This is a genomic window from Shewanella sp. MF05913 (genome assembly GCF_059758095.1).
This window is the reverse complement of record NZ_JCAYNT010000008.1, coordinates 38,898-50,532: the sequence shown is the minus strand read 5'-3', so window position 1 is coordinate 50,532 and position 11,635 is coordinate 38,898. Positions and strand designations below refer to the sequence as shown.

Annotated in this window: 9 protein-coding genes, 1 tRNA gene and 1 pseudogene; 2 read left to right on the top strand and 9 right to left on the bottom strand. The window is 43.7% G+C overall.

Going from position 1 to position 11,635, the window contains the following annotated elements; all coding sequences use genetic code 11:
• The first annotated feature begins 84 nt into the window (after window positions 1-84).
• Window positions 85-360, top strand: a complete 276-nt coding sequence (locus tag AC19MV_RS11475) for an HU family DNA-binding protein (protein ID WP_498307672.1) — start codon at window positions 85-87, stop codon at window positions 358-360.
• A gap of 818 nt (window positions 361-1,178) precedes the next feature.
• Here the strand turns inward: AC19MV_RS11475 and AC19MV_RS11470 are convergent.
• The 5 genes from AC19MV_RS11470 to AC19MV_RS11450 form a co-directional block, all read right to left on the bottom strand.
• Window positions 1,179-1,264, bottom strand: a tRNA-Leu gene (locus AC19MV_RS11470).
• A gap of 270 nt (window positions 1,265-1,534) precedes the next feature.
• Window positions 1,535-1,867: a hypothetical protein gene (locus AC19MV_RS11465; RefSeq protein ID WP_498296179.1), complete on the bottom strand. Its 333-nt coding sequence runs from the start codon at window positions 1,865-1,867 to the stop codon at window positions 1,535-1,537.
• Between the two features lie 174 nt (window positions 1,868-2,041).
• Window positions 2,042-2,914 (bottom strand): 23S rRNA pseudouridine(2605) synthase RluB, encoded by an 873-nt coding sequence (gene rluB, locus AC19MV_RS11460; RefSeq protein ID WP_432401180.1) that lies wholly within the window; start codon window positions 2,912-2,914, stop codon window positions 2,042-2,044.
• 201 nt (window positions 2,915-3,115) lie between these two features.
• On the bottom strand, window positions 3,116-6,199 hold the full coding sequence (locus AC19MV_RS11455; RefSeq protein WP_432401182.1) for an efflux RND transporter permease subunit: 3,084 nt from the start codon (window positions 6,197-6,199) through the stop codon (window positions 3,116-3,118).
• Between the two features lie 3 nt (window positions 6,200-6,202).
• Window positions 6,203-7,282 (bottom strand): efflux RND transporter periplasmic adaptor subunit, encoded by a 1,080-nt coding sequence (locus AC19MV_RS11450; protein ID WP_498307670.1) that lies wholly within the window; start codon window positions 7,280-7,282, stop codon window positions 6,203-6,205.
• A 123-nt stretch (window positions 7,283-7,405) separates the two neighbouring features.
• Between AC19MV_RS11450 and AC19MV_RS11445 the strand changes: the two genes are divergently transcribed.
• Entirely contained in the window at window positions 7,406-8,389 is a 984-nt protein-coding gene (locus tag AC19MV_RS11445; protein ID WP_498307668.1) for a LysR family transcriptional regulator, read from the top strand.
• Window positions 8,390-8,657: 268 nt separating this feature from the next.
• On the opposite strand, the pseudogene scpB reads toward AC19MV_RS11445, so the two are convergent.
• The 4 genes and pseudogenes from scpB to rnm all read right to left on the bottom strand — a co-directional run.
• Window positions 8,658-9,251 (bottom strand): annotated as a pseudogene (gene scpB / locus AC19MV_RS11440) (SMC-Scp complex subunit ScpB); the annotation flags it as partial.
• A 27-nt stretch (window positions 9,252-9,278) separates the two neighbouring features.
• A complete protein-coding gene (locus tag AC19MV_RS11435; RefSeq protein ID WP_432401188.1) occupies window positions 9,279-10,067 on the bottom strand; it encodes a segregation and condensation protein A in 789 nt (262 codons plus the stop codon).
• 33 nt (window positions 10,068-10,100) lie between these two features.
• Window positions 10,101-10,721 (bottom strand): L-threonylcarbamoyladenylate synthase, encoded by a 621-nt coding sequence (locus AC19MV_RS11430; protein WP_498307666.1) that lies wholly within the window; start codon window positions 10,719-10,721, stop codon window positions 10,101-10,103.
• On the bottom strand, window positions 10,718-11,578 hold the full coding sequence (gene rnm / locus AC19MV_RS11425; protein WP_432401193.1) for an RNase RNM: 861 nt from the start codon (window positions 11,576-11,578) through the stop codon (window positions 10,718-10,720). The genes AC19MV_RS11430 and rnm overlap by 4 nt, the downstream gene beginning before the upstream one ends.
• Window positions 11,579-11,635: the final 57 nt, after the last annotated feature.

Sequence of the window (11,635 nt, the reverse complement as noted above, 5' to 3'; positions counted from 1 at the left end):
ATTAAATTATCTACAGACAACTAGGAACACAGATCTCGAATTGTTATAAGGAGCGCTTGACGCATTCAAGCAGTAGAGATCCCTATGAATAAAAAGCAACTCATCCAATCCATGGCACAAAAAATGGACACCTCTCAAGTTGAGACGAAACAGCATCTCGAACAGATATTACGTGTTATTCATCAAGGCTTAGCGGAAGGCGAGAAAATTTATATCCCACAATTTGGTACATTTGAATTACGCTTCTATTTACCTAAAACAGGCCGAAACCCTCAAACGGGTGAAGCGATGGAAATAGCAGGATTTAATCAGCCCAGCTTTAAAGCTTCACCAGCATTAAAAGCATTGATAAACGATTAGCCGAGACACTAAATGTAATAAACACTAGCGGCTAGAGCGCTTCGCTGCTAGTGACTATTACTGCGGCTATCCTGCCTTACTTCGAATAACTGAAATAACTCGCCCTTATAGCCGTGTAGCGAACTCGCAGGAAAACGTCCACCCTAGCATCTGGACTCATTATCTCTCATCGCTCGTTACCGTTCAAAACTCCAAATATCAGACATAAAAAAGACCAGCAGCATAAGCAACTGGCCTTTGATTAACAGCGTCAACGTATTTTAGCGCAAAACAATTCTCTATAAATAGAGATTATAATGGTACCCGAGTTCAGACTTGCGCTTGCACGCCTGATGTTCAACCAGAGCTGCCTTGGGCTTTAAACCTTAACGATAAAACCCAAATTTCAGACATAAAAAAGCCCCAACTAATGTTGAGGCTTTTTTACACCACTCTCTATTGCTAGCTGCTCGTATATCAATAATGGTACCCGAGGCCAGACTTGCGCTTGCACGCCTGATGTTCAAGCAGAGCTGCTTTGGGCTTTAAATCTTAACGATAAAACCCAAATTTCAGATATAAAAAAGCCCCAACTAATGTTGAGGCTTTTTTACACCACTCTCTATTGCTAGCAGCTCGTATATCAATAATGGTATCCGAGGCCAGACTTGCGCTTGCACGCCTGATGTTCAACCAGAGCGCGAGGGATTTTTTTGACTTTAATTTGGATTTAGATTTGAATTTTAAACCTTAACGATAAAACCCAAATTTCAGACATAAAAAAGCCCCAACTAATGTTGAGGCTTTTTTACACCACTCTCTATTGCTAGAGATTATAATGGTACCCGAGGCCAGACTTGAACTGGCACGCTTATTCAGCGAGGGATTTTAAATCCCTTGTGTCTACCGATTCCACCACTCGGGCAAAACTTGTTGTGTTTTGATATCAAATATCAAGGCACTAAATTTTGATTTTCACTACGTTAATCTGGTGCGTTTTTCACGTCCCGTTTAACTTGGTGCATACTTTACTGTTTTTTTGACCTCAAGCAACAAAAATATTTACTTGAGCGAACCGAACGCTTCAAAATTCGTCAATTCGATTTAAATTACAGCAAACTGAGTGAGTTAACAGCAACCCACTCATGCTTAATACTCACAAAAAATACCAAAAAATACGGAATAAACAGTAAGATTAATTAGCTCTAACCGGTGTTAAGCCTTTACTGCGATTGGTCACTGCATCTTCAATTTCAAAGCCCGCTTCAGACCACACTTGTGCTTCTTCTACATTAAAAGACTCTTTAGCCCAAATAGTTGCGGTATCTAAACTGAAGTTAGCTTGAACCCAACCATCAGCTTCCGTTGCACCAAAACCTCGAACGCGCCAATTTTGAGCTTGAGTGGCATCAAAACCAATCGATTTCCACTGGCTAATTTCACGCTCTGACATGCCTTCCCAGCTTGGCGCTGATGCACAACCAACAACAAATAACACCAATAAACCAGCAAACAATTTCTTCATCATGTTCAATGACTCACAATAATACCGAAGCCCCATAAAGAGCTTGCGCGGAACGTTTTAATTAATGGTGCGGATCATATCTGAGATTGGACTTTAAACAAGCAGAATTACATAAAATTACAGTCAATAAAAAAGGCCGCTTTCGCGACCTTTAGAGGTAAAACCGACATCATGTGATTAATCACGTTGACGTGTTGGTTTTCCGTGGTTTGAACCCACTTTGTGTTTACGTACCGCACGACGAATTTTAGCACTTTTCACTTTAGAGCGAGCGACACTGTGTTTGTCAGAACCCAATAATGAACGTGTTTCAGGCTCAAGTCCTGCAAGTTGACGTAAATAGTTAACCTGGTCAATTGGCAATTCAATCCAACCGCCACGTGGCAACGTTTTTGGTAACTCAACTTGACCATAACGCACACGGATCAAACGGCTCACCTGCACTTCTTGTGATTCCCATAAACGACGCACTTCACGATTGCGTCCTTCACGTAATGTCACGTGCCACCATTGGTTAATGCCTTCGCCGCCAGCCGCTTTGATGCTGTCAAACTGCGCAGGACCATCTTCTAAGGTTACGCCGGTGCGTAAACGTTGTACCGCCGCTTCTGGTACTTCACCAAAAGTACGCACAGCGTATTCACGCTCAACTTCGTTTGATGGGTGCATCAAACGGTTAGCGAGTTCACCATCACAGGTAAACAGCAATAAACCAGAGGTATTAATATCTAAACGACCTACCGCAACCCAGCGAGCATCACGCACTTTAGGTAAACGTTCGAACACAGTCGTACGACCTTCAGGATCTTTGCGCGAACAAATTTCACCTTCAGGTTTATGATAAGCCAACACACGACAAACGATGTCGTCAGCTGACTTTAATGAAACGGCACGGCCATCAATACGTATTTTGGCATCAGCCTCAACACGATCGCCTAAACCAGCAATTTCACCGTCAACACTAACTCGGCCTGCAGCAATCCATGCCTCCATCTCACGACGGGAGCCATGGCCTGCACGGGCCAAGACTTTCTGCAATTTTTCACTCATTAGCGGGGACTCTTTAAAGAAATTCGATAGAAAGCAAAAGGTTAATTACTTTTACTTTATTGTCTTTTTAGGATTGTACCCGCCTGTGACGCATACAATTAGAAAAGTGCCAAGATTATACGCTGAATGTGACAAACGAGCAAAAAAAACCGCCGACACGGTTAAATGTGTCAGCGGTTTTATCATGAGCCCAACGATAAACTAATGTGCAGTAATATCTTGGCGGTCAAAACGGATGTTAAACAATAAGCTGTACATCACAGGCAATACCACTAGAGTCAGCAATGACGCAAAGCCAAGACCAAAGATAATAGTAATAGCCATTGAGCCAAAGAAGGCATCGCTGATTAACGGGATCATCCCCAACATGGTGGTGATGGCCGCCATCATGACAGGGCGAACACGGCTGACACAAGAATGCACTAATGCATTCGTCGGTGCTGCGCCATCATGAAGCTCGAGGTTAATTTGCTCAACCAATACAATACCGTTTTTAATCACCATACCTGACAAGCTCAGTAAGCCAAGTAAAGCCATAAAACTAAATGGCGCGTCAAACAGCAGTAAGCCGGCTGAGACACCAATGACAGCAAGTGGCACGGTAAACCAAATCACTAACGGTTGCCTTACCGAGTTAAACAGCAATACGGTAATTAAAAACATCGCTAAATAACCGAGCGGAATAGAACTGAATACCGCCGTTTGTGCTTCACCAGCAGATTCATACTCGCCGCCCCACTCAAAGCGATAACCTGCAGGAAGTTCAATGGCCTCGACTTTCGCTTTCACTTTACGATGCACCGAGTCTGCCGTTTCGTCTGAACCCAATTTAGGATCGCCTAATACGGCTAACATGCGAATTCTGTCGCGGCGCATCACCAACGGGTTTTCCCAGTCAGTGGTAAACTCACTGACCACTTGAGTCGCGGGGACAAACGTATTGTTCTCGGCACTCCAGATTTGCATTTTCCACAAGCTATCAGCTTGTAAACGCTCTTCTGCCGGCGCCCGGGCAACAATAGGCAGTAAGTGACTGGTTTCACGATATAAGCCTATCTGCTTACCGCTAAAGTTAAGCAATAAGGCGTTATCCAGATCTTGTTTACTGATACCGGTTTCACGTGCTTGCGCATTCAATAATTGTGGGCGGATCACCGGCACTTGATTGCGCCAATCATGGCGAACACTGTCCATTGCCGGTTCGTTATTGAAAATCTCTTTGGCCTGGGTTGCTAACGCACGTAACACTTGTGGGTCTTCACCATAAAAGCGCGCTTCAATTTTTGCGGCTGGCGACGGGCCATTCTCCATCATCTTCATACGATATTGCGCTTGCGGGAAGTTCTGCGCTAAAAAACGCTCAACCTCAGGCATATACGCTCTAACCGCATCTAAATCTTCCATTTCAATGATGATCTGTGCAAACGCGGCATAACCTTTTTCAGGCTGGTAAGGTAAAACAAATCGTTGTGCACCTTGACCTATCACGCTCGACAAATGCACCATACCCGTGCCATTTTGCTTATCTTCTGCAATAAGCTTGTGCTCAATTTTAGTCACAAAACGCTCAGTGGCTTTAATGTCTGTACCTTCTGGCATCCACACATCGACAAAGAAAATAGGTGTATTCGACGCAGGGAAAAACACATTCTTAATATAGCCAAAGCCAAATACCGCCGACGCCAACATCACCAGCACTAACAGCAAGGTCGCTATTCTGTATCGCAGTACAATGGATAATGTGCCGCGGTATGCGGTAAATAACCACCCTTTGTAGGGATCAACTTCTTCGTCAGTGGGCTCTGCATCTTTAAACAACACATTACAAAAGAATGGCGTTAAGGTAATGGCCGTGATCCAGCTAATGAACAACGAAATCATCAACACCTGGAATAACGAGCGACAAAACTCACCGGCGGCATTTTGCGACAAACCAATAGGGGCAAAAGCAATAATGGCAATCACTGTTGCACCGAGTAATGGCCACTGAGTTTGCGACACAATAAGCTTTGCGGCGGCTAAGCGCGTTTTGCCACGCTGCAGACCAATCAATACCCCTTCGGTAATCACAATCGCGTTATCGACCAACATCCCCAGCGCAATAATTAATGCCCCTAGTGAAATAAGCTGTAGTTCGATACCCAGCACCTTCATCATAATGAAAGTACCTAAAATGGTCAGTAACAGGATAAGTCCCATTAATAAGCCCGAACGCAAGCCCATAAATAACAACAATACAGCGATAACAATCGCAATCGATTCAAGCAAGTTAATTAAGAAACCTTGAACCGTGCTATCCACTTCATGACTTTGGTTGTATACCGTATCTAACGCCATGCCAATAGGGCGCTGTGATTCCAACTGCTCAAGACGTTCGGTGACTTTTTCACCCACATCAACCACGTTGACGCCGCCTGAGAATGAAATCCCCAAGCTCAATGCCAATTGCCCACGGTTGTGATAAATCACACTTGGGGTTTCATCAAACTCTTTAGCTATACGAGCAATGTCACCTAAGTAAATCAGCTCAGTACTGCCAGGTGAACTCACCACTAAACGAGACAATGCGTTAACCGAATTAAATTCGCCTGTGGGGTGCAGTCGAATCCGATTGTCACCAATCACGATGCTGCCTGCATTAGACACCACGTTTTGGTTGTTCACTAAGCTGTATATGTAATTTTGATCTAACCCTAAAGCAGACAATTTTTGTTGTGATATTTCAATGACAACTTGCTCAGTAATATTGCCGATAACTGACACTTTCTTTACACCGGGAACCAATACCAGTTCACGGCGTAAATAATCAGCATAATTGCTCAGTTCACGGTTACTGAAATCATCACCCGATAAGTTAAGCAAAATACCGTACACATCGCCAAAGTCATCTATCACTTGCGAAGAAGACGAACCTGGCGGTAATTGCCCTTGAGTATCACTCACTTTACGACGCATTTCGTCCCACACCTGTGGTAAACGCTGTTTGTCGTAACTGTCTTTAATCTCAATTTGAATTTGTGATAAGCCTGCACTGTTGATTGAGGTAATGTGTTTTACCCCATCAAGTTGTTGTAATGCATTTTCAAGCGGTAAAGTGACCTCTTCTTCCACTTGCTCAGGTGAGGCTCCCGGATAAGCTGTAATCACCAATGCTTGTTTAATGGTAAATTCTGGAAATTCAAGCTGACCTAAACCGGTAAAGGCAACGCTGCCACCAATAAGCAGTAACAGGGTAAACATCCAACTAATGACTTTATTGTTAATAGAGTACTCAGCAACACTCATCGCTTATACTCCTCGCTGCCAGCGTAATGGTTTTACTTTTAGGCCAACAGACAGTTGTGATAAACCAGCAGCCACAAGAAGATCGCCTTTTTGTATACCCGTTAACACTTCTACACCTTCATTACTCACACGCCCGAGAGTCACATTTACCGGGCTCACTTCACCACTTTGTGGATCATACTTCCACACCACAACATTGGCGTTAGTGTCATCTTTATCCACTGCGGTCATCGGTACCACTGCGGTAAATACGCTTTGGTCATGGGTTGTTTGTGCAATGATAAGTTCAGCGCTCATGCCCGGCAGCAATTGCACATCTTGCGGTTGTTCTAATGAAAACACCACTTCGTAAGCCTGTGTACCAGGGGTTACCTGGGTAGAATATTCTTTAAAATAGGCATCAAAAACTCTGTCGTTCATGGCGCTAAAACGCACTTTCGCTTTTAAAGCATGAGTGACCGTTTGGGCATACTTGGCCACTATCGCTTCAGGCACTTGAATGCTGATGTCGAGTAAGTGATTATTTTGCAGAGTTAACACGCCTTGATTAGCTTGGACGATTTGATGATTGTCGACCATACGTTTCGCAATAGTGCCACTGAATGGCGCTTCTAAACGGGTGTAGCTGAGTTGATCCTTCGCGGCTTCTAATGCCGCTTTAGCGGTTTTCAATTGCGCTTTACTGCTGTCAAACTCGGCCTGAGATATCAGTTGGCGACTAAACATTGCCTGGTTACGGGTAAACTCTGCCGATAAAAACTCGTAATTTGCTTCACTGGTCATTAAGTTGTTTTTCGCATCGCGATCATCCAATTTAGCGAGTAAAAAACCTTGTTTAACCACTTCCCCTTCAACAAGGTCAAGATTCACCAATTGACCGGAGACTCGAAACGACAACTCTGCACGGCTATTGGCTGTCACTTTCGCAGGAAACTTATGCACTTGATTAGCGGCTGACTCAGTGATTTCAAATAACTTTACTGGGCGAATGACTTCTTTCTCTACGGTCTTTTCTGCTTGAGAACAGCCAGCAATAAGCACAGTAGCAAGCAATGTTAACGGTAACATTGAGTGATATTTCATCGATAAATCCTTGGAGTTAGGCAGATAACAGACATAAAAGAATGGTATTAAATGTTTGATAATTAATTCTGACAATAATAGGTAAACGATACGCTGATTTATGGTTGCAATAAATGGGTTTGTTTGGGAACATCAATCCCATTATTTGAGTTTGACTTAACGATTAATCTGCGAGTAATTACTATGAAAACCGAAGACATTACCTTGTTTCATCGAATTGTAGAAACAGGCAGTATATTGGAAGCCGCTAATTTGCTGAATTTGCCTAAATCAACGGTAAGCCGAAGGTTACTGTCGCTTGAAGAATCATTAAATATCAAGCTGTTCCATCGCTTAAGCCGCGCGATATCGCTCACCTCTGCCGGCAGCCAGTTTTACGAAAAAACCTTAGTGATGTTAGCTGAGCTTGATCAAACCATCGCCGATATAACAGACAATAAAGCTGAGCTCACCGGCCATTTACGCATTTTGATGTTTCCGGTGCCGCAGATAATGCAAATTGTGAACAAAATATTTGCCTTTATGGATGAAAATCCTAAGTTCACCATTGAAATTATTACCAGCACCGAGCCTTTGGATATGGTGCGTAATAATATTGATATCGCGTTTATGGTAAATGAAACATTTACCGAGCTCGATATGGTGGCAAAACCAGTGCTTTATGAAGAAATGTGTTTCTTTGCCAGTCCTGAGTATCTTGCAAAAGCGGGCACGCCAAAGAGCATAAGCGATATTGAACAACACAATTCAATTTTGTTTCGTTTCCCCAATGGTAAAACCTTTAGCGAAGTACCATTAGCCAATGATGTGCTGCAGGCGGTAAAAGGCAATTTATGCACCAACAGTATTCAACTGGCGTATGAAGCCACTCGCCTAGGTCGAGGTATTGGTTACTTACCGTATGGGATCTGTGTTGAGGATGTTGAACAAGGCAAATTAATTCGGTTATTTAACGAGTTACAACCATATGTTGGTGTGGTGTTTTTAGTCTATCCATCCAGGCGCTTTTTAAGCTTAACGGGACAACGATTAATCGATTACATGCTAACTGAAATGCCCGTTCAAACCAGTAAGGCTGCTATCATCAATAATAAAGTGTGGACATAAAATTCATTTAATCAATAAACCTTAAGGAGAGATAGTAAGTTTACGTGCTAGCCTAATGCGTAAAGTGGTTATCACTTGGATCGACAGTGTCATCGCTTGAGTCATTGCTTAAGCCATTGTCTAAGTCATTATCTAAGCCATTGTTTGAGTCATCATTTGAGTTATCATTTGAGTCATCATTTAACTGATTAACTTCAGTGTCGTGCTCATTGCTAGCGTTTTCAATGGTGTCACTGTCATTATTATCAATGCGCGTTTCTGTATCATTATCGCTGCTATCATCTTCAGAGTTATCCAAGGCTATACTGGCTTTATCAAAAAGTGCTTGTAACGATGCAACATCCGTTAAAGCAGGTAGATCGGCCAATTTTTTTAAACCAAAGTAATCTAAAAATTGATGAGTAGTCGCGTACAGCGCGGGACGTCCCGGTACTTCTTTATGACCAACAGCCTTAATCCAATTGCGATCAAGCAAACTTTTAATGATATGAGTGCTGATGGCTACACCACGGATTTGCTCAATATCACCACGGGTCACCGGCTGCCTATAGGCAATAACCGCAAGGGTTTCCATGGTGGCACGCGAGTATTTAGGGGCTTTTTCTTGCCATAGCGGTTGTAAGAATGGACTGAGGATTTCTTGGGTTTGAAAACGATAACCGCTGGCAACTTTAACCAGTTGTACGCCGCGATCTTGATAATCGAGCTGAAGTTCATCGAGGGTTTCTTGAATGCGCACCCGTGACACGTTAAAGTCAGCCAATACGGTTTCTTTTAAGACTTTGATTGATAGTGGTTTACCCAGTACAAATAAACTGGCTTCAATTAATTGTTTAAGCTGGATAGCATTGATTTGATTCATAGTGCTAATGACTCATTAAGATAAACGCTAAAAAGCTTTTACATAGATAGGCGAAAACGGTTCATTTTGCACTAATTCCACCAGCAACTCTTTCACCAGTTCCATTAACGCTAAAAAGCTGACAACCACACCGGCACGACCTTCACTGACATCAAACAAATGCTCAAAACCAAGATATTCAGTGCTAGACAGCTTTGCTAAAATTTGGCTCATGCGCTCACGGGTTGATAATTGTTCGCGCTTAACATGATGGTCTTCGTTAGCATCTATGCGTTTTAACACTTCGCCAAAAGCGCGGGCTATATCGGCTAACGACACTTCGGGTGGCACAACGACTGGCTTAATACCTGGGGCTGCAACCACAGAGGCTTGAAACACATCACGCTCAATTCGCGGCAGTTCATCTAAATCTGCTGCGGCTTGCTTAATCACCTCGTAGGCTTTTAATTGGCGAATAAGAACCACGCGAGGATCTTCTTCCTCATCGTCTTCATGCGCCATTTTGGGCAACAATAAGCGTGATTTAATTTCAGCTAAGGTCGCGGCCATAACCAGGTAGTCAGCGGCTAATTCAATCCGTGCCTCGGTCAATATCTCAATATAAATTAAATATTGTTGCGTAATTTGCTGAATAGGTAAATCAACCACATCCAGCTTTTGCTTACGGATTAAGTACAGCAGTAAATCCAGAGGCCCCTCGAAGGTTTCTAAAAAGACTTCAAGTGCCTCAGGCGGGATAAACAAGTCGAGTGGCATGCTGTCCATCGCTTGACCGCGCACCACCGCTAGTGGAAGGCTCTGTTGAATGCCCTGCATGGTTATCCCTTTGGACTCAAACAAATCGCGAGCTTATTCAAATGCACTGGTATCGCCTGCGCCGTAACGCAAAATAACCACTTCATCTTCTGACATATCAATGACGGTGGTTTGCTTCTCGGGTAAATAACCGCCGTGAATAATGCCATCAACTTGGTGTTCTAAAATATCGCGGATATGCTCAGGATCTGACTCTGCTGTTTGCTCGTTTGGCATCACCAAACTGGTGGTCATCATTGGCTCATCGAGGGCTTCAAGTAAAGCAAGTGCAATTAAGTTGTTCGGCACACGGATACCAATGGTGCGTTTCTTATCGCACTGCAAACGGCGCGGCACTTCTTTGGTCGCTTTAAAAATAAAGGTATAGGGCCCTGGTGTGCAGCTTTTAAGTAAGCGGTACGCCTGGTTGTCTACGCGAGCAAAGTTGGCCAGCTCAGATAAATCACGGCACATTAGCGAAAAGTTATTGTCGTTTTCAATCTTACGGATACGCACCATGCGTGTCATGGCGTTTTTGTCGCCAATCATACAACCCAATGCGTAACCCGAGTCGGTAGGGTACACAATCACCCCACCTTGTTTAAGAATCGCCACGGCTTGGTTTATTAACCGCGCTTGTGGGTTTTCATCGTGAATATAGAAAAATTGACTCATGTCCGTTCCATCCAATTTTGAGATTGCCAAACCCACTCAACACCTTGGGGTTGGTATAAGTTTTTGCCTAGTTCAATCCAATTACTAGGAAAATGAAAATCACTGCCCACAGACGCAAGCAGGTTATTAAGTTTACTCAGTGCAATAAGATTGTTTCGGTCGTCCAGCGTTTGCTGCCCCAAAATAACTTCCATCGCATCGCCGCCCGCTTCTGCATATTCGCGCACTAAGCGCTTAAGCCACTTTGCCGACAATTTATAACCACTTGGGTGGGCAAGCACCGCAACACCGCCCGCTTGATGAATATGTTCAATGGCATTGGCCATGTCGCCCCAATTATTGGGCACATAGCCGGTTTTTCCGCGGGCTAAATACTTTTTAAACACACTGGGCATATCTGTCGCATGGCCATGATCGGCTAACCATCTTGCATAGTGGCCACGACTTAATGCCGCATCGCCAGCAATGGCTTTGGCGCCTTCATAAGCCCCTTCAATACCTGCTTTGGCTAAACGCTCGCCAATTTCTTGGGCGCGCACTTCACGTAATTCGCGTTGTTGAGTTAAAAAATCTAATAAGCCCGTATGGGTAATATCGACGTTAAGGCCCACAATATGAATATCAAAACTGTTCCAACGCGTCGAGATTTCACAACCGTTGATAAGCTTCAATGGCGTTGCATGCGCAAGGTTGGCAATGTGTGCTTCTGCTAAACCGCCAACGGTATCGTGGTCGGTAATCGCAAACATCTCTACGCCCTTTTCAATGGCGCGAGAAATTAATTGAGTTGGTGTAAGTTGACCGTCTGATGCGGTCGTGTGGCTGTGAAGATCGGCCAATAGAGTCTCTGTAATCATCTGTTTATTGTACAAGAATACCAATAAAAATACTGCTGGGATTAGTGAATTAATTGT

What these genes read in the sequence shown, in the direction of transcription:
- rnm (WP_432401193.1), bottom strand. Translation starts at nt 11,578, where the DNA reads ATGATTACAGAGACTCTATTGGCCGATCTTCACAGCCACACGACCGCA.
- AC19MV_RS11430 (WP_498307666.1), bottom strand. Translation starts at nt 10,721, where the DNA reads ATGAGTCAATTTTTCTATATTCACGATGAAAACCCACAAGCGCGGTTA.
- AC19MV_RS11450 (WP_498307670.1), bottom strand. Translation starts at nt 7,282, where the DNA reads ATGAAATATCACTCAATGTTACCGTTAACATTGCTTGCTACTGTGCTT.
- rluB (WP_432401180.1), bottom strand. Translation starts at nt 2,914, where the DNA reads ATGAGTGAAAAATTGCAGAAAGTCTTGGCCCGTGCAGGCCATGGCTCC.
- AC19MV_RS11465 (WP_498296179.1), bottom strand. Translation starts at nt 1,867, where the DNA reads ATGATGAAGAAATTGTTTGCTGGTTTATTGGTGTTATTTGTTGTTGGT.
- AC19MV_RS11455 (WP_432401182.1), bottom strand. Translation starts at nt 6,199, where the DNA reads ATGAGTGTTGCTGAGTACTCTATTAACAATAAAGTCATTAGTTGGATG.
- AC19MV_RS11475 (WP_498307672.1), top strand. Translation starts at nt 85, where the DNA reads ATGAATAAAAAGCAACTCATCCAATCCATGGCACAAAAAATGGACACC.
- AC19MV_RS11435 (WP_432401188.1), bottom strand. Translation starts at nt 10,067, where the DNA reads ATGCAGGGCATTCAACAGAGCCTTCCACTAGCGGTGGTGCGCGGTCAA.